The sequence below is a fragment of the Frondihabitans sp. 4ASC-45 genome (assembly GCF_049472575.1).
In the GTDB taxonomy this organism is placed as follows: Bacteria; Actinomycetota; Actinomycetes; order Actinomycetales; family Microbacteriaceae; genus Frondihabitans.
In genome coordinates, this window is sequence record NZ_JBCEBN010000001.1 from 704592 (window position 1) to 728220 (window position 23629).

23 protein-coding genes are annotated in these 23629 nt (G+C 68.0%); 11 read left to right on the forward strand and 12 right to left on the reverse strand.

Annotated features, from left to right (window positions below; genetic code table 11):
- Positions 1-6: 6 nt before the first annotated feature.
- The 5 genes from VH571_RS03280 to VH571_RS03300 form a co-directional block, all read right to left on the reverse strand.
- Complete coding sequence (locus VH571_RS03280) at positions 7-864, reverse strand: alpha/beta fold hydrolase (protein WP_423263299.1); 858 nt, start codon at positions 862-864, stop codon at positions 7-9.
- Positions 865-998: 134 nt separating this feature from the next.
- The gene (locus tag VH571_RS03285; RefSeq protein WP_423263300.1) at positions 999-1571 is read right to left on the reverse strand and encodes a hypothetical protein; all 573 of its coding nucleotides are present in this window, start codon (positions 1569-1571) and stop codon (positions 999-1001) included.
- A gap of 349 nt (positions 1572-1920) precedes the next feature.
- The gene (locus VH571_RS03290) at positions 1921-3771 is read right to left on the reverse strand and encodes a sensor histidine kinase (protein ID WP_423263301.1); all 1851 of its coding nucleotides are present in this window, start codon (positions 3769-3771) and stop codon (positions 1921-1923) included.
- The gene (locus VH571_RS03295) at positions 3764-4441 is read right to left on the reverse strand and encodes a response regulator transcription factor (protein WP_423263302.1); all 678 of its coding nucleotides are present in this window, start codon (positions 4439-4441) and stop codon (positions 3764-3766) included. Before VH571_RS03295 ends, VH571_RS03290 begins: the two co-directional genes overlap by 8 nt.
- 304 nt (positions 4442-4745) lie before the next feature.
- On the reverse strand, positions 4746-5498 hold the full coding sequence (locus tag VH571_RS03300; protein WP_123940923.1) for an SDR family NAD(P)-dependent oxidoreductase: 753 nt from the start codon (positions 5496-5498) through the stop codon (positions 4746-4748).
- Between the two features lie 96 nt (positions 5499-5594).
- Here VH571_RS03300 and VH571_RS03305 point away from each other — a divergent pair, with 96 nt between their 5' ends.
- The 4 genes from VH571_RS03305 to VH571_RS03320 all read left to right on the forward strand — a co-directional run bounded on the left by VH571_RS03305 (position 5595) and on the right by VH571_RS03320 (position 8956).
- A complete protein-coding gene (locus tag VH571_RS03305) occupies positions 5595-6047 on the forward strand; it encodes a MarR family winged helix-turn-helix transcriptional regulator (protein ID WP_123940921.1) in 453 nt (150 codons plus the stop codon).
- Positions 6044-7351, forward strand: a complete 1308-nt coding sequence (locus VH571_RS03310) for an MFS transporter (RefSeq protein ID WP_423263303.1) — start codon at positions 6044-6046, stop codon at positions 7349-7351. Before VH571_RS03305 ends, VH571_RS03310 begins: the two co-directional genes overlap by 4 nt.
- Before the next feature lie 335 nt (positions 7352-7686).
- Positions 7687-8001 carry a DUF6479 family protein gene (locus tag VH571_RS03315; RefSeq protein ID WP_423263304.1) on the forward strand — a complete coding sequence of 105 codons (315 nt, stop codon included), beginning with the start codon at positions 7687-7689 and terminating at the stop codon, positions 7999-8001.
- Between the two features lie 115 nt (positions 8002-8116).
- Positions 8117-8956 carry an endo alpha-1,4 polygalactosaminidase gene (locus VH571_RS03320; RefSeq protein WP_423263305.1) on the forward strand — a complete coding sequence of 280 codons (840 nt, stop codon included), beginning with the start codon at positions 8117-8119 and terminating at the stop codon, positions 8954-8956.
- Between the two features lie 14 nt (positions 8957-8970).
- Here VH571_RS03320 and VH571_RS03325 read toward each other — a convergent pair whose 3' ends face one another.
- Genes VH571_RS03325 through VH571_RS03335 form a run of 3 tightly spaced genes read right to left on the reverse strand, consistent with a single transcriptional unit; the run spans position 8971 to position 12403 of the window.
- Entirely contained in the window at positions 8971-9816 is an 846-nt protein-coding gene (locus VH571_RS03325; RefSeq protein ID WP_423263306.1) for a transglutaminase family protein, read from the reverse strand.
- Positions 9813-10742, reverse strand: a complete 930-nt coding sequence (locus tag VH571_RS03330; RefSeq protein WP_123940911.1) for an alpha-E domain-containing protein — start codon at positions 10740-10742, stop codon at positions 9813-9815. The genes VH571_RS03325 and VH571_RS03330 overlap by 4 nt, the downstream gene beginning before the upstream one ends.
- A complete protein-coding gene (locus VH571_RS03335; RefSeq protein WP_423263308.1) occupies positions 10736-12403 on the reverse strand; it encodes a circularly permuted type 2 ATP-grasp protein in 1668 nt (555 codons plus the stop codon). Before VH571_RS03335 ends, VH571_RS03330 begins: the two co-directional genes overlap by 7 nt.
- 210 nt (positions 12404-12613) lie before the next feature.
- Here VH571_RS03335 and VH571_RS03340 point away from each other — a divergent pair, with 210 nt between their 5' ends.
- Positions 12614-12826, forward strand: coding sequence for a hypothetical protein (locus VH571_RS03340; protein WP_055960935.1), 213 nt, complete (start codon positions 12614-12616; stop codon positions 12824-12826).
- A 49-nt stretch (positions 12827-12875) separates the two neighbouring features.
- Positions 12876-13145 carry a GlsB/YeaQ/YmgE family stress response membrane protein gene (locus VH571_RS03345; RefSeq protein WP_423263309.1) on the forward strand — a complete coding sequence of 90 codons (270 nt, stop codon included), beginning with the start codon at positions 12876-12878 and terminating at the stop codon, positions 13143-13145.
- Positions 13146-13305: 160 nt separating this feature from the next.
- Here VH571_RS03345 and VH571_RS03350 read toward each other — a convergent pair whose 3' ends face one another.
- The 4 genes from VH571_RS03350 to VH571_RS03365 all read right to left on the reverse strand — a co-directional run bounded on the left by VH571_RS03350 (position 13306) and on the right by VH571_RS03365 (position 19587).
- Positions 13306-14265 (reverse strand): SDR family NAD(P)-dependent oxidoreductase, encoded by a 960-nt coding sequence (locus tag VH571_RS03350; protein ID WP_423263310.1) that lies wholly within the window; start codon positions 14263-14265, stop codon positions 13306-13308.
- A 10-nt stretch (positions 14266-14275) separates the two neighbouring features.
- The gene (locus VH571_RS03355; protein WP_423263311.1) at positions 14276-15562 is read right to left on the reverse strand and encodes a CDP-alcohol phosphatidyltransferase family protein; all 1287 of its coding nucleotides are present in this window, start codon (positions 15560-15562) and stop codon (positions 14276-14278) included.
- Between the two features lie 545 nt (positions 15563-16107).
- Positions 16108-16752: a TetR/AcrR family transcriptional regulator gene (locus tag VH571_RS03360; RefSeq protein WP_423263312.1), complete on the reverse strand. Its 645-nt coding sequence runs from the start codon at positions 16750-16752 to the stop codon at positions 16108-16110.
- Between the two features lie 54 nt (positions 16753-16806).
- The gene (locus tag VH571_RS03365) at positions 16807-19587 is read right to left on the reverse strand and encodes a glycoside hydrolase family 3 protein (RefSeq protein WP_423263314.1); all 2781 of its coding nucleotides are present in this window, start codon (positions 19585-19587) and stop codon (positions 16807-16809) included.
- Between the two features lie 268 nt (positions 19588-19855).
- On the opposite strand from VH571_RS03365, the gene VH571_RS03370 reads away from it, so the two are divergent.
- The 5 genes from VH571_RS03370 (at position 19856) to VH571_RS03390 (ending at position 23609) form a co-directional block, all read left to right on the forward strand.
- Entirely contained in the window at positions 19856-20323 is a 468-nt protein-coding gene (locus tag VH571_RS03370; RefSeq protein ID WP_423263315.1) for a DUF1810 domain-containing protein, read from the forward strand.
- Positions 20324-20681: 358 nt separating this feature from the next.
- Positions 20682-21647, forward strand: coding sequence for an NAD(P)-dependent oxidoreductase (locus VH571_RS03375; protein WP_423263316.1), 966 nt, complete (start codon positions 20682-20684; stop codon positions 21645-21647).
- Between the two features lie 122 nt (positions 21648-21769).
- A complete protein-coding gene (locus VH571_RS03380) occupies positions 21770-22603 on the forward strand; it encodes a hypothetical protein (protein WP_423263317.1) in 834 nt (277 codons plus the stop codon).
- Positions 22600-23013 carry a phage holin family protein gene (locus VH571_RS03385; protein WP_123940883.1) on the forward strand — a complete coding sequence of 138 codons (414 nt, stop codon included), beginning with the start codon at positions 22600-22602 and terminating at the stop codon, positions 23011-23013. The genes VH571_RS03380 and VH571_RS03385 overlap by 4 nt, the downstream gene beginning before the upstream one ends.
- On the forward strand, positions 23010-23609 hold the full coding sequence (locus VH571_RS03390; RefSeq protein WP_423263319.1) for a DUF3618 domain-containing protein: 600 nt from the start codon (positions 23010-23012) through the stop codon (positions 23607-23609). Before VH571_RS03385 ends, VH571_RS03390 begins: the two co-directional genes overlap by 4 nt.
- The last annotated feature ends 20 nt before the right edge of the window (positions 23610-23629 follow it).

A 23629-nucleotide genomic window follows, 5' to 3' on the forward strand; every position in this document is an offset into this window, starting at 1 on the left:
TCGAGCCTACGACCGGGCGTCCAACCAGTCGATCAGGTCGCGGGTGACCTCCTCCTTGTTCGTCTCGTTGAAGATCTCGTGCCGCGCGCCGTCGTAGACGATCAGCTCGACGTCGGAGAACCCCGCGCGCGAGCGGTACGCCGCGACGAGCTTCTCGGCGCTCTTCGGCCCACCGAGCGGGTCATCGCCGCCGACCATCACGAGTAGCGGCACGTCATGGCGCGGGTTGCGGCTCGGCCGGCCGTAGAGACGCAGAGAGTCGCGCAGACCGAAGAGCGTGAGCACGCTCGCCTCCACAGCCAAAGGATCCGTCGACATCGCCTCGGCGACGGCCGGGTCACGACTGAGCCACTCGAACCCGGTCGTGCCGAGGTGGGCGTGACGTTTGTTCAGATCGCCGCCGTTCATGCTGAGCGGGGTGCGGTAGGCCGTGCCGGTGAGCACGACGGAGTCGTACTCGTCGGCGTGCTGATCGACGAGCATCTGCGCCATCAACGAGCCCCATGAGTGGCCGAGCAGAGTCACGGGGGTCCCCGGATTCTCGGCGCGGGCGAGGTGCGTGAGTTGCCGAACGGCTTCGACCGTCGCCGGATGGCCGCCGACCCCGAGGTGACCGAGGCGGCCGGATCCTTCGCCCCACTGGGCCAGGCCGGTGGCTCCGTGGCCGCGGTGGTCGTCGGCGTAGACGGTGTAGCCGGCCGCGGCGAGTGCCTCGGCCAGACGCTCGTACCGGAGGGCGTATTCGCCGACGCCGTGAGCGATCTGGACGACGCCGCGGGGTTCGGCCGTGTGTCCGGCTGCCGGCCAGACGTAGAACGTGATCGTGACGCCCTGGGCGTCGACGTAGCTGCGGGTGGTGTACACGGCGTCAGTCTGTCAGGAGGCGTGCGCTGCCGCGCTGCGTCGAATGCGCGAAATCCGCCCTCCGCGCGGGTGCGGAGGGCGGAAATCGTGCATTCGGTGGGCTGGCCTGGGGCAAAGACCGAAGGATCCGGGCGTCAGTCGTCGGAGCCGCCGTGTCCCCGCCCGCCACCGCCGTGGCGCCCCGAGTCGCTGCCGTGGTCGTCGTTGGCGTTGTGGGTCGCGGCGTCGGTGCCGTGATCGTCGTTGGCGTCGTGGGTCGCAGCGTCGGCGCCGTGATCGTCGTTCACGTCGTGGGTCGCGGCGTCGTCGCTCGTCGGCGTCGATGCAGCCGGCGCCGCTGTCGGCGCGGCCGTCGGCTGGGTCGCGACCGGCGTCGGGGTCGCGGTCGCCTCGTGGTGGCCGGAGTCGTCAGTGACAGCGTGGGTTGCGGCGTCGCTGCCGTGATCGTCGTTGACGTCGTGGGTGGCAGCGTCGTCGCGGCCGCGCCCGTGGTGGGTGTGGCCCTTCGGCACGGTCGTCGGCACGGCGGTCGGCACGCCGGTCGATCCGGTCGTCGGCACGGTTGTCGGCGCCACGGTCACGCTCGAGGCCGGCGACGGCGTGGTCGCGTCGTCGGCACCCTGAGATGCGAACGCGATTCCGGCCGAGCCGAGCACGAGGGCGGCGGCGGTTGCTCCGGTGACGATGATGAGATTCTTGCGGTTCATGGTGTCCTCCTTGTTGGATGCCATGACCTTCCCAAGAGGCTGCTGAACCGCTTCTGACCTTCCCTGAACGTCCGTTCAGCGCACGTCCGACTCACTCACCCGACTGCTGGCTGGGTGGGCTGCCTGCCATCGAATCCGGGCACGCGATCGGGCGGGGACTCTCGAAAACCGTGATTGACCCTGGAGTCAAATGACACGGGCCTGGAGCGATGTCGCCCGGCGCGCAGTTGACTCCAGCGTCAATGAGGAATTAGGAGACACCCGCTCTCGCCGAGAACGAACGGCGGGCGAGGGTGAGTGTCCACGATCTGCTAATCGTGGAGGCGGAACATCAGCAGATTGTGGACACTCACCCGGCGGGCGCAGGAGCGGGAGCAGGAGCAGGCGCGGGAGCGGGAGCGGAAGCACCAGCGGGCATAGCGGCGTCGACCGGCAGGGTGACCGTGAAGCGGGCACCACCGAGCGGACTGCCGGAGACAGCCACAACTCCACCGTGAGCGGCCACGAGACTCCGCACGATCGCGAGACCGAGACCACTGCCGCCGGATTCCCGAGCACGCGCCTCGTCGAGCCGCACGAAGCGCGCGAAGATACGCTCCCGGTCGGCGTCGGCCACACCCGAGCCGTCGTCATCGACCGTGAGCACGAGCTGTCCGTCCACTTCAGCAAGCGAGAGAGCAACGGTCGAGGTCGCGTGGCGTGCGGCGTTGTCGGCGAGGTTCCGGACGACCTGGCCGAGCATGCCGCGATCGCCGTCGACGCGGACGGGTGCGATGCCGGTCGCGTCGACCGTCACGAGGCCCGCCTTGCGCAGGCGTGCGGCCTCGGCCAGCACAATGTCGTCGACGTCGACCGGATGCATCGACGGCTCCAGCCCACCCTCGTCGGCCCGGGCCAGAATGAGCATGCCCTGCACCAGATCGGCAAGGCGCTGCCCCTCGGTGAGCACCGTGTCGGCCAGGAGCTCGGTCTCGATGCGCCCCGGGTAGGCCTGTGCCACTTCCGCGAGCTGCCGCATCACCGCCAAGGGCGAGCGGAGCTCGTGCGACGCATCCGAGACGAAACGCCGTTGCGCGCGCGCCGAGTCGTCGAGCCGGTCGAGCATGTCGTTGAGGGTGGAGGCGAGTCGGGCGATCTCGTCGTCGCCGCCCGGGCCGGGGATCCGGGTCGCGAGTCGAGCGGCCGTGATCCCCTCGACCTCCCGGCGCATCCGCTCCACCGGCCGAAGCGAGCGTCCGACCACGAACCAGGTGGTCGCCGCCATCACCAGGAGCAGCACCGGGATCACGATGCCGAGAGTCGTCACGGTCGCCCGCTCCGAGACCGCGGCAGCCGCGAGCGAACGACCGGCGACGACCACGAAGTCGACGTCGGCTCCGGCACCGCCATCACTCGCCGCAGTCGAAGAGGACGAAGAAGGAGACGAGGACGACGAAGACGAACCCGGAGTCGGACGTGCCGCGGTCAGCGTCGGCTGTCCGCTTCCGGGCGCGGGGGCGCCGACGTCGTCAGACCCGCCACCACCGGAACCACCGTCAGACCCGCCCCCACCGGAACCACCGCCCGAGCCACCACCTCCGGAGCCACCGCTCGACCCGCCGCTCCCGCTCGATCCGCCACCGGAACCCCCCGAGTCGTCCGACCCGCCGCCGCCCGAGTCGTCGGTGCTCGAGCCGCCGCCGCCGGATCCTGGTGTCGGTTCCGTGCTCCTCGTCGAGCCGTCGCCCGGCGGCGTGATCGTCACGGTCGGCGCCGGAGTCGACTGGTCGCTGCCCGACGACGTCTCGATCGCGTAGTTCTCGCCCGATAGCGACACTGTCCCCGAGCGCGCGGGCTCGGCGAGCGTCTCGTAGGCGCGGACGGCGACGGGGTCGCCCGAGACCCCGAGGATCCGCGAGCCGTCCGCCGACAGAACCGCCGTGACCGCCCCGTCACGCTCGCCCAGCCCGGCCACGGCCGCCGCCGGAGTGGCCCCTGATTCGAGCCGGGCCAGCACGCGATCGGCGTCGCTCACGGCCTCCGCTCGGACGCCCTGAGCGAGCACGGCGCGCTGAACGACCACGTAGACAGCCGACCCGCCGAGCAGCGTGATTCCGACGATCGCCGTGGCCGCGAGGGTGATGCGCAGGCGCAGCGATCCGCGCCGCGGGCGGAGCGAGCCCCTGGGCCCGCGCGAACCGGGTCGCGGCCGCTCAGCCACCGGTCCCCGCCAACCGGTAGCCGGCGCCGCGCACGGTCTCGATCGAGTCGCGCCCGAACGGCCGGTCGATCTTGTTGCGGAGGTGCCTGACGTAGACCTCGACGATGTTGTTGTCGCCCTCGAAGTCGTCGTCCCAGATGCCGTCGAGCATCTGTCGCTTCGTGACAACCTCGCCCGCCCGGCGCATCAAAAACTCGAGCACGGTGTATTCGCGCGTCGTCAACTCGATCGGGGTCTCCCCCCGGGTCACGCGCCGCGATGCCGGATCGAGCGCCAGGTCGCCGGCCGTCAGCACGGTCGGCCGTTCGCGCACGCCGCGCCGCACCAGAGCCCGCAGCCGCGCGAGGAGCACGGCGAACGAGAACGGCTTCGTGAGGTAGTCGTCGGCGCCCGTGTCGAGGCCCTCGACCTCGTCCCATTCGCCGTCTTTGGCGGTGAGCATGATCACGGGCGTCCAGTCGCCGTCGTCGCGGAGGGCGCGGCAGACGCTGTAGCCGCTCATTCCGGGAAGCATGATGTCGAGCACGATCGCGTCGTAGTAGTTCTCGCGCGCACGCCAGAGGCCGTCGGTGCCGGTCGCGGCGTGGTCGACGGCGATGCCCTCGGCTTCGAGCCCGAGGCGCAACCCCTGAGCGAGCCCCTGGTTGTCTTCGACGACGAGCACGCGCACGCTGCCTCCTGCGATCCGTGCCCACACACCGCGGGCACCTCCAGCATGGCGGCGATGCGCTGAAGCGGGGCTGAAATCGGCGCCGCGCCCTCCCCAATGCGCGAAAACCGCCCCCGGCCGCTGCGCCAGGGGCGGTTTTCGTGCACTCGCGGGGACGGACCGCAGGATCCGGCGGCCCCGACCCGAACGCGGCCGAGAGTGCGCACTTCGGCCTCTCGAAGCCTGCCGGACCCCACTTTCGGCACTTTCGGCCGGCCGCGGCTTCGGCGCACCCGCGGCACCAGCGGAACCCGCCGCCCACGCACTAGTGCGCGCTGTACCCGCCGTCGACGAGGTGGTACGACCCGGTGATGAACGAGGCGTCGTCGCTGAGCAGGAAGAGCGTGAGCGCGGCGACCTCGGCGTCGGTGCCGAGCCGGCCGGTGGCGTGCTGCGCCTCGAGCGCCGTGAGCTCGTCGGCGGAGAGCGACGAGCGGACGAGCGGCGTGTCGATGAACCCGGGGCCGACCGCGTTGGTGCGGACGCCCTGGGCGGAGTATTCGAGGGCGGCGACCTTGGTGAGGCCGATCAGCGCGTGCTTCGAGGCGACGTAGGCGGCGTTCTGGGCGATTCCGACGGAGCCGAGCACGCTCGACATGTTGACGATCGCGCCACCGCCGGCCGCGACGAGGGCGGGCAGTTGGTAGCGCAGGCCGTAGAAGACGCCACTCAGGTCGACGCCGACGACGCGATCCCACGCGGCGATGTCGTAGTCGCCGATTTTGGCGGGAGCGGCGCCGATGCCCGCGTTGTTGACAGCCAGGTGCAGCGCGCCGTACGTCTGCTGGGCGAATTCGACGGTCTTCTCGCTGTCTGCGGCGACCGACGTGTTGCCTTCGAATGCGCTGGCCGTTCCGCCGGCCCCGACGATCTCGTCGACGACCCGCTGGGCCGCGTCGAGCTTGATGTCGGTGACGACGACCGAGGCTCCCTCGGCGGCGAGCGCCTTCGAGATGCCCTCGCCGATTCCCGAACCGCCACCGGTGACGATCGCGACCTTGCCTTCGAACTTGCCCATCTCGGATCCTTCTCTCTTGACGACACTTGTTGTTTAAGCCTCAGAGTACGCCCGAGCCGTTTATTTAGCAAAGCTAATTTGTTAGGCTAACCATCGATGTCTGACACGAATACGGGTGCCCTGCGCACCGTTCCCCACGCCCAACTGGCGACCGACGTGCGCCAGGGCGTGCTCCGTCTCTCGCGGCGACTCCGGCAGCAGAAGGCCGACACGCACGTGAGCGACGCGCAGATGGCCGCGCTCGGATTCCTGCTGCAGAACGAGCCGCTCACGATCGGCGCCCTGAGCGAGCACGAGGGCGTCACTCCCCCGTCGATGAACCGCACCGTCAACGCCCTCGTCGAACTCGGCTTCGTAGAGCGCAGCGCCCACGCCGACGACCGCCGCAAAGTGATGCTCTGCACGACCCCCGCCGGCGCGAACTTCGTGCTCGAGACCCGGCGACGCCGCGACGAGTGGCTCGTGCCGCGGCTCGCGAAGCTCAGCCCCGACGAGCGGCGCACGCTGGCCGAAGCGACTCGCATCCTCCGTGAGCTGGGTCGCTCGTGAGCGCCATGTTCCGCTCGCTGAGCCTCTTCAACTACCGGCTCTGGTTCGGCGGCGCGCTCGTGTCGAACACCGGCACGTGGATGCAGTCCACCGCCCAAGACTGGATCGTGCTCACCGAGCTCACCGACCACAACGCGACAGCGCTCGGCATCACGATGGCGCTGCAGTTTCTGCCGCCGATCCTGCTGATCCCGATCACGGGCCTGATCGCCGACCGCTACGACCGCCGGCGCATGCTGATGTTCACACAGGGCGCCCTCGGCACACTCGGCCTCGCCCTCGGCCTCCTCGTCATCACCGGCGTCGTCCAGCTCTGGATGGTCTGGGGCTTCGCCCTCCTGCTCGGCATCGTGCAGGCGATCGACGCGCCCATCCGCCAGAGCTTCGTCTCGGAGCTCGTGCCGCCCGAGCACCTGTCGAACGCGGTCTCGCTCAACTCGGCATCGTTCAACGGCGCTCGTCTCGTCGGCCCCGCCGTCGCCGGCGTGCTCATCGCGACAGTCGGGTCGGGCTGGGTCTTCGTGATCAACGCGGCGTCGTTCCTGGCCGTGCTCGCCTCGCTGCGGTTCCTCCGCGTGAATCAGCTCCAGTTCAAGCCGAAGCTGAAGCGCGCAAAAGGCCAGATCAAAGAGGGCTTCCGTTACGTGCGGGGGCGCCCTGACCTCGTCGTCGTGTTCGTGATGATCTTCATCATCGGCACCTTCGGCATGAACTTCCCGATCTTCACGTCGACCATGGCGACGCAGGCGTTCGGAGTCGGAGCCAGCGGGTTCGGCCTGCTGACCTCGGCGGTGGCGGTGGGTTCGCTGGCGGGGGCCCTCCTGTCGGCCCGGCGTGAGCGGCCGCGGATGCGGATCCTCGTGCTCGCCGCGATCTCGTTCGGCGTCACCTGCACGGTTGCTGCGCTCATGCCGACCTACTGGAGCTTCGCCGCGGTGCTCGTGGCCGTGGGGCTCTCGTCGATCACGCTGATGACCACCGCCAACGGCACCGTCCAGCTCGGCGCCGCCCCCGAGATGCGCGGGCGAGTGATGGCCCTCTACATGGCGATCTTCACCGGCGGCACCCCGATCGGCGCTCCGATCGTCGGCTGGGTCGCGAACACGTTCGGCCCGCGCGCGGCGATCGGCGTCGGAGCCGGCGCCGGGTTCGCGGCGGCCGCCGTCGCGATCGTGTGGCTGGTGCGGCAGCAGCACCTGCGGCTTCGTCACGACGAGGGACTGCACTTCAGGATCCGACACGACGGCGACGGCCTCCCTGCCACGGCCTCCATCACTTTGCCGGCGGAGCCCGCCCGCCGCTGAGGTTGGCCCTGGGGGCGCCTCGGGTCGCTCGGCCCCGAGTGCGCTCCCGCGAGTGCCGCCCAATGCGCGTCCCGGCGTCGCTCGGCCGGCATTAGGCGGCACTGGGGGTTCGGCCCCGCTCAGGTGCGCGCCGACGCCCCCGCGAGTGCCGCCGAATGCGCTCGGCTGGCCCGGGCCGCCGGCATTAGGCGGCACTCGCGAGCCCGACCCCGCCGGCACCGCACGGCCGGGGCTTCCGCGACGCGGCAACTGCGCCTACAGTGCACGCATGACGATCGCTCACGTCAGGATCCGCCCCCACCCGAGCACAGATCCCCGTCGCGAAGGAGCGGCCCATGAGCAAGGCACGCCTCATCGGCACGGTTGCCGGCGTCAGCCTGGCGATCGGCGCCGGCCTCGCGATCTGGGCCTCGCAGACGCTCGGGGCCCAGGGCGCCTGGTCGCCGAAGGGCGTCGCCTCTGGCCACCTCGACTTCATCGTGGCCGTCGTTCTGCTCGTGGGAGTCGCCCTGCTCATCGCGGGCTTCATCATCGCTCTCGCCGCGGTGGCCGAGGCCTGGTCGGAGGCCCAGCGGGAGTCCCGCGAGCCCGCCCCGGATCCCGCCCGGGTGCCCGCCGAGCAGCCGACGCACCCCCGGTCGGCCAAATAACCCCCGGATGCCACCCCGAAAATGGCCAAACCGAGGTGCCTCACCGGCTGCGGGCGGGAGCCCGCGCGAGCCCAGGCGAGCAACCGGCCAGCGCGGGCAACCTAAGCTCGACGGCATGACACTCTTGCGAGCCGGCCTGGCCGTTGCGACCTCCGCCGTGCTGCTCGTCACGATGGGATGCGCCTCGCCGAGGGCGAACGCGCGGTCGTCGGATCCTGCGGTCGCTTCCACCGCGACTCGCACGCTGCCCCCGACGAAGGGCACCTTCGATTACCAGCTCGGCGGGTCGTACGCGCCCGCGAAAGGCGTCACCGTCGTGACGCGCGACAGCACCTCGACGCCCGCGAAGGGCGTCTACTCGATCTGCTACGTCAACGGATTCCAGACGCAGCCGGGGTCAAGCTGGCCGAGCAACCTCATTCTGAAGAACAAGGCGGGCAAGCCGATCGTCGATCCGGGCTGGCCCGACGAGCGCATCATCGACATCTCGACGGCCGCCAAGCGGACCGCCGCGAGCAAGCGCATCAACACCATGACCGACTCGTGCGGGGCCAAGGGCTTCCGGGCCGTGGAGTTCGACAACCTCGACTCGTACTCCCGGTCGAAGGGCAGGCTGACGCTGTCGAAGTCGATCGCGTTCGCGAAGCTCCTGGTGAAGCACACCCACGCGAAGGGTCTGGCGGCGAGCCAGAAGAACACCGGTGAGCTCGGCTCGCGCGGCAAGACGTCGATCGGCTTCGATTTCGTCACCACGGAGGAGTGCGACGTCTACAGCGAGTGCGGCTCGTTCACGAAGGTCTACGGCACGCACGTGCTCGACGTCGAATACACCGACGACCTCCGCGGCACGTTCGCTCAGGTCTGCGCTCGCAAAGACACCCCGCCGCAGACGATCCTCCGCGATCGAGACCTGACGACCCCGAAGAGCAAGGCGTACGTCTACCAGACCTGCTAACCGTCCCGGCGCCCCTACGCCTCGCGGGTGATCTCGACCGTCACGAAGAGTTTCGACGCACCCGAGCCGCCGTAGACACCGCGCAACGGCGGCACGTCGTTGTAGTCGCGTCCGTGCCCGACGACGACGTGGCGCTCTCCGATGTCGATGAGGTTTGTCGGGTCGTACCCGGACCAGGATCCGCAGAAGTACTCCACCCATGCGTGCGATTCGCCGGTCACAGTCTCGCGGAGCTCCGCGGTGGGCTTGGGGTGCAGGTAGCCCGAGACGTACCGCGCCGGGATCCCCGCCGACCGCAATGCACCCAGCGTTATGTGCGCGATGTCTTGGCAGACCCCGGCCTTCGCCTCCCAGGCCTCGGCCGCGGTCGACTTCACGTTCGTAACGCCCCGCAGATACGACACTCGATCACCGATCTCCTCGCAGATGCGGAGGGCGGCGTCACAGGGGGCGTTCGTCGCCGCGACGGCTTCGGCGGCGAGGGCCGCCACCTCGGCCGGCGGCACGGTGAGGGGCGTCTGCTCGAGCTGCTCGACGAACTCGGCCGATCGCGCGGCCGCCGTCACGAGGTCGGCCCACGACAGGTCGTGCGGCAGGTGCGGCGTGCCACGCACCTCGATGAGCGAGGTCGCCGAGAGCGAGAGCTCGGTGTGCGGCTGCAGCACCTCGAACGACGAGACACGCGTGCCCCAGTAGTCGAGGTACTCGTGCGCGCCCGAGTTCGGCTCGATGCGCAAGTGCGACGAGAGCACGAACTGCGTCTCGGTCGACGCCGGCAGCATGCGGGCCTCGTTGTAGCTGGCCTTCGCCTCGCCCAGGTATTGGAACCCGGTGACGTGGCGGATCCGAAGCCGGCTCACGAGCGCTCCCCCACCCAGGTCGGAGCGGCGGAGGTCGGGAAGTAGCGCTGGCGGATCGCCTCCGACGCGGCGGAGGTGGCGGCCTGGACAGCGTCCATGTGCTTCGGCAGATCGTCGAGGATCTCGGCGATCGGCTTGTATTCGAGCTCGGACCGCATCTGTCCCAGGATCCTGACCCCGGTATCTGACGACGAGGTGCGCGCGGTGCCGGGCTCGACCTCGCGCAGGCAGTTCTCGGCACGCGAGATGGCGAACAGCACCGACCGTGGGAAGAGGCGGTCGAGCAGCAGGAACTCGGCGGCGTTGCGCGCGCTCGGCACCCCGCGGTAGGTGCGGAGGTACGCCTCGTAGGCGCCGACCGAGCGGAGGATCGTCGTCCACGACGGGCCCGACGCCTCGGTCAGGGTGCGCGTGGCCAGCAGGCGGGCGGTCATGTCGGCACGCTCGATCGAGCGCCCCAGCGTGAAGAACTGCCAGACCTCGTCGCGGCTCGTCGCCGACTCGATGATGCCGACGGCGAGTGCCGACCGTTCGCGCACCCAGGCGAAGAAGTCGCTGACCTTCTCGCTCGACACCTTGCGCGGCATCCGGGCCCGGGTCGTGTTGAGGCACTCCCACAGCTCCGTCGAGACGATCTCGCGGGCACGCCGGGCGTTCTCGCGAGCGGCGCCGAGCGAGAACGCGATCGAGGCCGGGTTGTGCCGGTCGACCGCGAGCATCGTCAGCACATCGGCTCGAGTGAGCGCTGTGTCGTCGGGAGCCTCCGATCCCATCACCGAGAGGAGCGACCGGCACGCGGCGTCCTCTTCGATCCACGGGTCTTCGAGCAGCAACTGCAGATGGACGTCGAGGATCCGGGCGGTCCCGTCTGCCCGCTCGATGTACCTTCCGATCCAGAACAGGCTCTCGGCGATGCGGCTCAGCATGATGTCTCTTCCGTGTCAGACAGCTGACGTTGCTGTTGTTGGTGTTCCTGCTGCTGCTGCGACTGCTGGTCGCGTTTCGGGTCGTCGGCAGGCGACTGGTCGGGAACGTGCTCGGCGGCGACGATCGGGATCGACGAGGTCTGCGTAGCCTGCTCGCTGACGAGCTCGCCGACGTTGTGACCGCTGGTCCAGGTGCCCGCGTCGAGGCCGACCACCCAGGTGTCTTTCGAGCCGCCACCCTGGCTGGAGTTGACGACGAGCTGCCCCTCCGGCAGCGCGACACGGGTGAGACCGCCGGGGAGCACCCAGATGTCGTCGCCGTCGTTGACCGCGAACGGGCGGAGGTCGGCGTGCCGCGGGCGGAGCCCCTCGTCGACGAGCGTGGGAATCGTCGACAGCTGCACCACCGGCTGCGCGATCCACCCGCGAGGGTCTTTGAGCAGGCGACCGCGCAGGTCGTCGAGTTCGGCCTTCGACGCGGCGGGCCCGACGACGAGCCCCTTTCCGCCCGAGCCGTCGACCGGCTTGACCACGAGCTCGTCAAGGCGGTCGAGCACCTCTTCGAGGGCGCCCGGGTCTTCGAGCCGCCAGGTGTCGACATTCGGCAGGATCGCGTCTTCGCCGAGGTAGTAACGGATCAGGTCGGGCAGGTACGTGTAGACGAGCTTGTCGTCGGCGACCCCGTTGCCCACCGCGTTGGCGATGGTGACGGTGCCGAGGCGCGCCGCCATGAGCAGGCCGGGCGAACCCAGCACCGAGTCGGCGCGGAACTGCAGCGGGTCGAGGAATTCGTCGTCGACGCGGCGGTAGATCACATCGACGCGTTGCGGCCCCGCGGTCGTCCGCATCCAGACACGTCCGCCGGAGCAGTAGAGGTCGCGGCCCTCGACGAGTTCGACCCCCATCAGGCGAGCGAGAAGGGTGTGCTCGTAGTACGCCGAATTGAAGACTCCGGGGGTGAGAACGACGACGGTAGGATCCTCGACTCCCGTCGGTGCGCTCTTCCGCAGCGCATGCAGCAGTCGGTTCGGGTAGTCGCCCACCGGGCGGACCCGCATGGAGACGAAGAGCTCGGGAAGCGTCTGGGCCATCACCCGACGGTTCGAGATGACGTAGCTGACACCGCTCGGCACCCGCACGTTGTCTTCGAGTACGCGCCACGCACCCGCCTCGTCGCGGATGAGATCGATGCCCGAGACCTGGATCCTCACGCCGTTCGCCGGGTCGATGCCCGCGGCCTGACGGTGGAAGTGACTCGACGAGGTGATGAGCGACGCCGGGATCACGCCGTCGGCAACGCACCGCTGGGCTCCGTAGACGTCGGCGAGGAACGCCTCGAGCGCCCGCACCCGCTGCTTGATACCGCGCTCGACGGTGAGCCACTCGGCCTGCTCGATCACGCGCGGAACCGCGTCGAGCGGGAACGGCCGCTCCTCGCCGGCGAAGTCGAAGGTCACGCCCTGGGCGAGGTACGAGTCGGCGAGGGCGGCTGTCCGGCCACGGAGTTCGTCCTTCGTCATGCTCTCGAGAGCGGCATGGATCTCGCGGTACATACTGCGCGGATGCCCGGCCCCCTGGAACATCTCGTCCCATGCCGGTGATGAGCGGCGGCGGGTGTCTCGGCGTGCGACACCGGCGTAACCGTCGAAGAGGTCTCCCATGTCTCGAACCTAGGGGCCCGCTGTTGCGGGAGTGTTTCGAACAGTGGGCGGGGGCGTGACGCCGCGCTCGACCCGGACCGAGCTTGTACCCCGAAAAACTGACACCTGAGAACCTGCAAATGCGCTGTGGACTAGCGTTTCCTCAGTATTCGGGCAATCTCGAGTGCACGAGGCCCTCCGGCTTCGTCAGTCCATCTGGGAGGACACATAATGCGACCGAAATTCGTAGTAATCATCATCATCGCTTTCTTTGCCTACCTGCTGGGCGCAAAAGCCGGTACGTCTCGTTACAAAGAGATCACCAGCGCCTTCACCGGCGTCTGGAACGACCCCAAGGTCAAGAAGGCCCGCAAGCAGGCGAAGAAAGACGTCGCCAAGGGCCGCAAGATCGCCGCGAAGAAAGCCAAAAAGCGCTTCGCGTAATTCCTCACCTACCGGTGACAGCAACCCCACTTAGAAAGAGAGCACCATCGTGAGCTTCCTCGCATTCATTCTTCTCGGCCTCATCTGCGGCGCCATCGCCAAGGCGATCCTTCCCGGCCGTCAGGGCGGCGGCTGGATCGCCACCCTCGTGCTCGGCGTGATTGGCGCCCTCCTCGGCGGATGGCTCGGCGGCCTCATCTTCCACGTCGACTACAACGGATTCTTCTCGATTCAGAGCTGGATCATCGCCATCGTCGGCTCGCTCATCGTGCTCGTCATCTGGGGCGCGATCACCGGCCGCAAGGGCAGCCGCGCGTAGTTCGCACCGCTCGCCGAAGGGCGCCGTCACCTCTCGAGGTGGCGGCGCCTTTCGCCGTTTCATGGGGCGAAGTGACGCAGATCGGCCAATCCGACGCGGCGAGCCGGGTCGATAAGGCCGAAACGCGTCATAAAGCCGGCCTGCGCTCGGCCCCTCCCGGTCAGCCCACCAGGCCGAGCGAGACCTCCCACAGGCGGTCCGCCGAGGCCGAGTCGAGTGCATACGACTTCACTCCGACGCCGGGCTTCGCCTCGTCGAACGGCACCGCCTCATTGGCGTCTTCGAAATAGCGGCCGCTGACTCCCGCGACGAGCGGCGACGCGGCGACCAGCACCGACGTCGATGCGCCCTGCTCGGTCGACTTGAACGCCGGGTTGGGCTTGCCGTCGGCGTCGATCCAGCCCCGACGGGTGAATTCGGCAGGATCCATGTGCCGCTGCAGGTTCGTCATGATGCCACCCGGGTGCACGGCGTTGGCCGTGATCCCGTCGTCGGCCCATCGGCTGCCGGCACCGACCGCGAACAGCACGTTCGCCGTTTTCGACTGCCCGTAGCCGAGCCACGGGTCGTACTCGCGCGCCTCGAAGGCGAGGTCGTCGAACACGACGTCGGAGTAGTGGTGTCCGGTCGACGACAGCGACACGATGCGGGCGCCGTCCGAGGCCGCGGCGAGCGAGTCGTGCAGCGCGAGGGCCAGCGCGAAGTGCCCCAGGTGGTTGTTGGCGAACTGCAGCTCCCAGCCCTCCGGCGTGCGAGTCAGGGGCGTCGCCATGATGCCGGCGTTGTTCACGAGGATGTCGAGCGGAGCGTCGTAGGCGTCGGCGAAGGCGCGCAGGGTGTCGCGCTTCTGCAGGTCGAGGTAGGCGGCGTGAACCCTGTCGGAGCCGGTGGTGCTGCGAATGTCGGCGACCGCGTCGGATCCTGCGCTCTCGTTGCGGACGGCGAGCGTCACGTCGGCGCCGGCTCCCGCGAGCGCGCGAGCCGTCTCGAGCCCGATGCCCGAGGCGCCGCCGGTGACGACGGCGCGCTTGCCGGTGAGGTCAACTCGGTCGGTGATGCTGCCGTCGAGGATCTCGGCGGCCGTGGTCTTTGCCCCGAAGGGCGTGGTGAGACGTGTCATGCCCACAACGCTACGCCCGCGTTTCGGGCTCCCGCTGCCACAGCGTCACCAGGCCGCGGGCGTTCCGCGCCATGGCCAGATAGTGCCCGACGACTCCGAGCACGAACGACGCGAACCCGACCCCGACGAGCACGTCGTGCGCCCCGCTCACGGCCTCGCCGAACAGCAGCAGAAACAGCCCGGTGAACAGCAGCGCCGTTCGCACCTTTCCGACTTTCGACACACGAACGTCGGGCGCTCCGCCGAACGCGACGACGGCCCACGCCCCCGACAGCAGGTCGGGAATGAGCAGGATCAGCACCAGCTGCCACGGCACGATGTTCGACGCGGCGAACGCGGCGACCACGAAGACGACGGTCAGGCGGTCGGCCACCGGGTCGAGCCAGGCGCCGAGATTCGACATCTGGTTGAAGCGGCGCGCGATGAACCCGTCGACGAAGTCGGTGAGGAACACGACGAGCAGAGTGATGATCGCGGCCCAGAACTGGTGGGCGACGAGCAGCACCCCGAAGAGCGGCAACAAGAGGATCCGCACGGCCGAGATCACATTGGGCAGTGTGCGCCAATTGTCCTCGTGGAACAGCCGCTGCAGCAGACTCGATCCGCCCTCGGTGTTCGGGCTCGCCCCGGCGAACGACGAGTCGCCGAGCACACGGCGGATGTCGCCGGCGGTAAGCCGCACGACCACCGTTCGCAGCACCAGGTACACGATGCCGACAGCGATGAGCACGGCCATGACGAACCATGCGCCGACGCTTAGGTACGGCCGCACGATCGGGAACGACGCGCGTGCGAGCACTCCCACGCCGACGTAGAGGAGCGACCAGGCGACCGAGGCCACGACGCTCGCCCGGACGAACCGCGCCGGCGCGATGCCCGACGCGCCGGCGACCGCAGGAGCGAGCGCCCGCGGCACAGGCACGAGCCGCGAGAGCTGCACGGCGAGCGGGCCGTGGCGTTTCAGCGACGAGACGGCGACATCCCAGTGCTGCGCGCCGAGGCGGGCGACGACCGCGGAGTCGCGGGCACCGGCGGCACCACGGGTGCGCCCGAACCGGAAGCCGACGACGTCGCCGACGACCCGGGCGACGGCAACAGCGACGACCAGCCCGAGGATCCCAGGGACGGTCGCCGTGCCGCTCGCCGCAACGATCACTATCGGCCCGGCCGGAACGAACAGGAGGAGCCCCACCCCCGACTCCAGGAACGCCGCGACGACGGCGACAGCGAGGGCGATGCCGAAGGGCAGCACCGCGCGGGAGTCTCCCAGCCAGTCGACGATATTCACGTCGACCATTCTCTCTTCCCCGGGCGGTGCCCGCCGACCGCCCGGGTGCAGATGGCTTGCGCTAGTTTCCATCCGACAAGCGATCTCGTCCAAGCTCCTCCCTGGACCCTGGTCCCTGGGCTGGCCTGGAGCCTTGGGGCTGGACGATGCGACACTCCTCGCCGGGGAGTAGAGGGTCGGGACTTCTGCGGGGCGCAGTTTTCGTACCCCGTTTTGTACCCTACGGCTCTTATACGTCGCTGCCGAGTCGTGTGCAAGTATTGGCAAAAACCCTGATAAAACGCTGGTTTCTACTATTTACGCTGCTGGTGTGGCGTATCTTCGATGTACCCCCTGAAGCATTCGGGTCTTCGGGGAAGCGGGACCGCCATTTGGTTGCGGTTGCGTCTGTTCGGGCGGAACAGCCCCTTGGGTAGGGATCTGTTCCCCCGACCAGAATCCTCTCGTCTATGCACTTGCCTCGAGCGGCATGTCCACGCGTCGACTGGCCAGCACTTCGCTTCATATTGCGATGGGGGGATTGCCCACAGACGGCCCACATGGTGGTTTTCATGTCACGAGGCTGCGCCCGTCGCTGTCGGTGGGCTCGTGAGAAGCGTGTCGAGCAGCCCCTGAATAATGTCGTTGATGTCGACACCTTCCGGGTCGTACAGCCACTGAATCTGTGCGCCGTCCTGGGCCGCGATGAGTGTCCGGGCCGCCTCGTCCGGTTTCACGCCAGGAAGGAGGAGCCCAAGTTCTTGCAGGGCTTGGAACTCCGTCGTCATGTTGAGGACGATCCGTTCGTACCGGGCCCGGAACTGCTCGTGCAGGGGGTGACTGACGTTGGTCGCATCCACAGAAGTGCGAGCGAAGAGCGCTATGAGGCCGGGCACCGACTCGTTGTGCAGGGTGAGCCTGCGATAGAACTCCCGAAAGTCACGACGAGGAACGGACGCGTCGACGAGGCGGTAGACCTGTTGCTCCCGTTCCTCCAGAACGGCCTCGAGGAGCACCTCTTTCGACTCGAAATGATGGAGCAGGGTGGCATGGTTGACACCCGCGCCGGCGGCGATCTCGCGGATGCTGGTGCCGAAGAACCCCTGAGAGCCGAAGAGGTCGCCCGCCGTGGCGATGATGTGCGCGCGAGTATGGGCCCCACGCCGGTTGGTCGGTGGACCACTTCGATGCACGGCAGCGTTGGGACGAGAAACGGTCACCCCCTGAGTGTAGGAGGTGACCGTTCTCAGCCCAGCGGGCGTCGTGCCATCGTTCTAGCGGAGGACCGCCACCGCCTGCTGGCGGATATCAGCGGAAGACGAGCCAACACTAACGGCGGTCTTTCCCGTGGGAGTTGCCCAGACGTCCTTCGCGGAGTTCCAGTACGCGAACGCTCGTGCATTGAGCTTGACCGTGATCGTCTTGGACTGACCAGGACGCAGGGTGACCTTTGCGAAGCCCGCCAGCTTCTGCGGTGACGTCGCGACCGTCTTCGACGGCAGCGTGCCGACATACACCTGCGCGGTCTCGGTGCCCGTGCGGGTGCCGGAGTTCGTCACTCGAACCTTCGCAGTGACCGATGCAGGTGCGCCTCGGGTGACAGTCTTCTTCGAGGTCGCGACCGCGAACTTGCTGTAGCCGAACTTCGTGTAGCTCAGACCGGTACCGAATGCGAACTGCGGGGCGATCTTGGCAGCGCGGTACGCCTGGTAGCCGATGTTGACTCCGTCGACCGTAGCCGTCCTGTCGAGTCCGGGGAACGAGGCCGGTGCCGAAGTCGGAGTCGCCGCGTCGTTCTTGGCGAACGTGACCGGCAGCTTGCCCGACGGGTTGACGTCTCCGAAGAGGACGCGAGCGATCGCGGTGCCCTGCTCTTGTCCGCCGTACCAAGCCTCGAGGACGGACGGTACCGACGCGAGCCACGGCATGTTGACGGAGCCGCTTGTCGTCAGGACGACGACGGTGCGGGGGTTCGCCTTCGTGACGGCCGCGATGAGCGCGTCTTGCTCGTTCGCCAGGGTCAGGGTCTTCTTGTCGCGACCCTCGCCGACGTAGTCGCGGGCGAAGACGACCGCGACGGAGGCTGCCTTCGCAGCGGCGACAGCCTTTGCAACCGCGGGAACGACGACCTGTGACGGGTGAGTCCAGGTCATGACGAGGTCGGCCGAGCTCTCCTGGTCGGGGTCGGTGGCGTCATTGGTGTATTCGACGCGCAGCTCGTGCGCCTCGCCCTTGGCCAGGCGCAGGGTTGCGCCCGTGTCGGTGCGAACCGCGTGAGGATCGGACCCGTCGATGATCTGCTTTCCGTCGAGGAACAGGCTCGAGCTGCCGAAGCCGGTCAGCGACAGGGTGTAGGCACCGTCGGCAGGAGCCGTGATGGTCCCCGTCCAGCGCGCCGACAGCGGGCCGCCGAAGTTGTAACCCGGAACGGCGGGCACAGAGGATCCGTAGAGCCCGGGAATCGCGAGGAAGCCGGCACTGAGCGCGACCTGCTTGTCGGTGCGAGTCACGTTGGGGGTTCCCGAGGTGTCTCGGCCGAACCAGTATTCCGCCTTGAGCCCGGAGGCCGTCGGGTCGGACGCGGGGGCCATCACAGACGACGGAACCGCGGCGCCACTCAAGGAGTGAGCCGGGCCAACCGGATCGGTACCCGGCGTGAACGAGACGACCGCCGAGGATCCTAGACGCTTCTTGATTCCGGCGAGCGGAGTCACCGAGGCGGTCGGCTTCACGACCGAGCTGCCGCCGCCGGTGGCGAGGGCGTCGGCGTCAGCACCGATCACTGCGACCGACTTCGTCTTGGCCGGGTTGAGGGGCAGGACGGCAGAGCGCGATGCGGTGCCCTTCACGGCGCTGTTCTTCAGGAGAACCGCGGACTTCTCGGCGATCTGCCTCGCCGCGGCGCGGTCTGCGCTCACGGTCAGAGGGCTGGTGCCGACGGGTCGGTCGAAGGATCCCATCGCGAACATCGTCCGGAGGACACGGTGGACCTTGTCATCGACCGTGGCGCGAGACACCTGGCCGTTGTTCACGGCGTCGATGAGAGGCTGACCGAAGTAGCCGGCGGCAGGGAACTCGACATCGAGGCCGGAGTTCGCGGCGGCGACGGTGCTGTGAGCTGCGCCGTAGTCCGTCCGAATGAACCCCTTGAAGCCGTAGCTCTTTTTGAGGATGTCGAAGACCTCGGCGCTCTCGCAGGCGTAGACGGTGTTGACCTTGTTGAAGGAGCACATGGCCGAGCCGACGCCGGCCTTGATCGACGCCTCGATGGGTGCCAGATACGTCTCGCGAAGCGCTCGCTCGCTGACGGTGACGTTTCCGTCATTGAGTCGACTGGTCTCTTCGTTGTAGACGGCGGGATGCTTGATGGTCGCGACCACGTCGTGAGACTGCACCGCCTTGATCTCCGGTCCGATGAGCGCGGAGGCGAGGGCGGGGTCTTCACCGAGCGCCTCGAACTGACGGCCCCAGCGAGGATCCCGGACGAGGTCGCCGGTCGGCCCCAGGAGTCCGTTCTGGCCGGTTGCCCGTACCTCCTTGCCGAGCACGTCGCCGTACGCCGATGCCATGGCGGTGTCCCAGGTCGCACCGAGGGCGATCGGGGCGGGAAGAGCGGTCGCCTTGCCGTCGTTCGTCGCCGCGTTCGTGACGCGGACGCCCGATCCTGCGTCCGTCAGAAGCAGTGCGGGGATGCCGAGCCGGGCGAGAGGGGCGATGTAGAACGCCGTCTCTCCGCTGAACTCGCCGTGCAGTCGGGAGACCTTCTCCTCGAGGGTCATCTTGGCCATGAGGAGGTCTGCCCGCTTGTCGGCGGGCAGCTTGCGGTTCATCCAGGTGCCGTCGACGGGAGCCACCTCGGTGATGCGGCCGGACCCGTTGCGAATGGCCTTCTCGGCCTTCGCGGCGTTGGCCGCGCGGCCCTGTGCGGCATGAGCGGGGGCGTGGGAGGGAGCGGCCTGCACGGCGGAAGCGCCGCCGAAGGTGCCGACGAGCACCAGCGCGCAGGTTGTCGCGGTGGCCGCCAGCAGCGACCTCCGCTTGTTTTCGTGAGCCAAGAAAGAGGCCTTTCGGGAGGTGTAAATGTCGCCTGGGGAAGGTGCGACACCGCGGCCGTGGCCGGTAGGGGCTCCCGCTGCTGCGTCTTCGGGTGGCAGCGGCAGAACAAGCCCGATCGCGAGAGGACGACGACCGCCCCCGTTCGGGGCACAGTGAAGTTATCAAGTTTCTATGCGGTTATCAACCAAGCGGTTGATTTCTCTACCTATGAGGCGCATCGAGTTCGAAAGCGCACCGCGGCCTGGTCACGAGTGATGAAATGGCGCCATGGACACTGAGGGACGCACAGAGGACGCTCCGAAAGCAGACCCATTCGATCTGGCTCGATTTGTCTCGGCTCAAGACGACCGTCAGACGTACACGACCGCCCTTCGTGAGATCGGGCGCGGTCGGAAGTCGTCTCACTGGATGTGGTTCGTCTTCCCCCAGGTGGCAGGCCTCGGACGAAGCGCGACCGCGCAGCAGTTCGCAATCAGCTCGCTCGAGGAAGCACGAGCGTTCCTTGACCACCCCGTGCTCGGACCACGATTAAGAGAAAGCGCCCGGGCCATCGCAGCAGCCCCAGGGCAGTCAGCAGATGCTGTTCTTGGGAGTGTCGATGCGCAGAAACTGAAGTCGTCGATGACTTTGTTCCTGCGCGCCGCCCCTGACGACCCGGACTTCGTGGAAGTGCTGGACCGGTGGTTTTGCGGAGACGTCGACGATGCTACCGACCGGCAACTACGCAACCGGTGAGAGGTGTCACGGATTCGAGGCGAACCGGCGCGCTGCGGCCATGATCGTTGTCGCTACGGTTTGCACGGGCTCGTTTCGGTACAACGCAGACGAGAGCTCCCGTTGAAGCTCTGCGTTCTGCTCGGCGCTCAGGCCGGTGGCCGAGATCGAATCGGTTTCGGTGTCGTAACTGATTTTCATGTGCGTTCTCCATTCGCTCGACTCCGGAAATCCCGTCGAAGGGCGTCTAGTTCCACGACGGCTAATCGGGACTCTAGGCACTTGCCTCTCCACGTGCCCGGGGTTGACAGGTGCCCGATCCCGACGCCAAGGTCTGAGACCTGACCTAGACGCGAAAAGGTCCTGAGCGGGAGGTTCGATGGACAGCATCGGTGTCCTCGGACTGGGCCGAATGGGCCTTCCCGTGGCTCTTCGATTCGTGGCTGCGGGATATCCCGTGTGCGTCTTCGACCCCGACACGAACCGAGTCCGGTTGGCGGAGTCGCACGGCGCAGTCGCCGTAGCAGGCGAGTACGAGGTGGCGTCCCGGTCCGACATCTTGGTGACCGTGCTGCCAGGTCCGCCCGAACTTCGCCGCGCCATGCTTGGTCCCGGCCAGGCGGTCACTGGCCTGGAGGCGGGCGCTTGCTGGATCGATCTCACCAGCAACGACCCGAGAGTCGCGACCGAAGTCGCTGCTGCCGTCACGGCGGTAGGCGCGTTGAGCCTGGGTGCGCCCATGGCAGGGGGCCCGGCCGACGCGGCAGCTGGCACCCTTCGCTTCTACATCGGAGGATCCGAAGACGCTTTAGCGCGCGCAGCGCCCGTCCTCGAGGCGCTCGGCGATCCGAGCAACCGCGTGGACACAGGCGGGGATATTGCTTCCGGATACGTCACCAAACTCATGGCGAACACGCTCTGGTTCGGGCAGGTCACCGCCGTCACGGAAGTCCTCCTTCTCGGACAAGCCCTCGGCCTTGACCTTGAGACCCTTCGCAGCGCGCTCGAGACAAGTGCCGGAGGCAGCCACTTCATGACCCATCACCTCGACGCGCTCCTTCGCGGCGACTACATGGAATCGTTCGGTATCGACCGGATCGTGGAAGAACTCGACACCGTCACAGACCTCGCCGCAGCGACCGAAACACCCGCTGGTGTCACCGGGATGGTGGCGACGCTTCACAGGGAGGCCTCTGACCGATTTGGTCCGGTCGACGGGGAGCTGCTCGTTGCGAAGCTCCTCGAACAGCGAGCAGGCCGGCTCCTCCGGGCGAAACTGCCCCGTCCGATCACCGGCGGCGGAACAAGCGCGCCCCAATCTGAATCAGGCGAACCAGAGAGCTAACCCGAAAACTGCGGGAGAAATCAACCCCCCTTCGACATTGGTCTGTCCGAGCCGCGCGCGACGAGTGTGAAGACTTCACCACTTGGCGTGTCCGCGCGGGTGGAATCGACGAAAGGGCCCTCGTGTCCACTTATCTTCCCGAGAACGAACCCGTTTCCTCGACGCCCCTCTACGACCAGGGTGGGTATTCGCAGCCGGTCACCACAGAGGCTCAGGCGTCTGACGACAGCGAATCCTCGTCGTCGACTGACGCTGCAAAGGCCAAGGCCGGTGCCGCGAAGGAGCAGGCGGGCCAGGTCGCTGGCGATGCCAAGGACGCCGCGTCGAACGTGGCCGGAACCGCGAAGGAGCAGGCCGGCGAGGTGGCATCCGAAGTCAAGAGCCAGGCCAAAGACCTCTACGGTCAGGCCACCTCGCAGTTGAAGGAGCAGGCCGGAACGCAGTCGCAGAAAGTCGCCGAAGGACTTCGGTCCGTTTCAGGCGAGCTCTCGTCGATGGCCGACAAGTCCGACGGCAACGGCATCGCGTCCGAGCTCGTCCGCAACCTCTCCGGCCGCGCCGGATCGGCTGCATCGTGGCTCGACGGCCGCGATCCCGGCTCACTCCTCGACGAGGTGAAGCAGTACGCGGCCCGAAAGCCCGGCGCATTCATCGCGATCGCGGCGGGGGCCGGGATCCTTGCCGGTCGTCTCGCGAAGTCGCTGGCCGCCGAGGCCAAGAGCGACGACTCCTCGAGCACGGGTCACCAGTCCCCGGCGAGCACCGCGTCCTCCGACGCCGCTCACGCTCCCGTCACCGGCGAACCGGCTCCCGGATACAGCCGCAGTGCCGAGTCGTTCGGCGTGACACCCGTCGAGGCCGGTACCGCCCACGTTGCACCGACCCCGTCGTTCGACGACATCGTCGACGGAGCCGACACCGCGCACCTGCGCCCGTACTCGGGTGACCAGCGATGACCGACCCGTCGATCACCCCGGAAGAGAAGGCTGCGACCACATCGCTCGGCGACCTCCTCACCGGTGTGTCGAAAGACATCTCGACGCTGTTCCGTCAGGAAGTCGAGCTGGCAAAGGCCGAACTGACCGAGTCCGCGAAGAAAGCGGGCAAGGGCGCGGGCATGTTCGGCGGCGCCGGGCTGACCGCCTTCTTCGCACTGCTGTTCCTGTCGATCGCGGCCTGGTGGGGTCTCGGCTTCGTGCTGAACAACGCCCTCTCGGCTGTCGTCATCGCCGTGATCTACGCCATCGTCGCGTTGATCCTGTTCCTTCGCGGCAAGAAGGAGCTCAAAGAAATCAACGGAGCACCGAAGACGGTCGACTCCCTCAAGAAGATCCCCGAGACCGTGAAGCCGGGAGGCCACGCATGAGCATCGCAGACAGCACCAACGACAAGAAGACGCCCGACCAGATTCGCGCCGAGATCGACGCGACTCGTGCGGGGCTGGGCTACGACGTCGACGCGCTCGCCGACAAGGTCGACCCCAGCCAGATCGCCCACCGTCAGGCCGAGAAGGTCAAAAGCCGCTTCACGAACGCGAAGGAGTCGGTCATGGGCGCCGTGCACGACAAACATGACACCGCAGGATCCGCGGCCACGAACGCGACCGACACGGCCAAGCAGGCTGGGCAGCAGGCCGCCGACAAGGTCAAGGGCAACCCTCTCGCCGTCGGGCTCGTCGCCTTCGGCGCCGGCTGGCTGCTCTCGTCTCTGATCCCCGCAAGCGACAAAGAGCAGCAGCTCGCCGGACAGGTCAAGGAGAAAGCTGCTCCCTTGGTCGACGAGGCGAAGAGCGCCGCGCAGGACGTCGCGCAGAATCTCAAGGGACCGGCCCAGGACGCCGCCGCGTCGCTCAAAGACACGGCCCAGAGCGCTGCCGGAACGGTCAAGGACGAGGCCCAGGGCGCGGCCTCCGATGTGAAGGACAGCGCGCAGGGTTCGGCTGACGAGGTCAAGAACTCCTAGAGCGCCTCTACAACACAGAA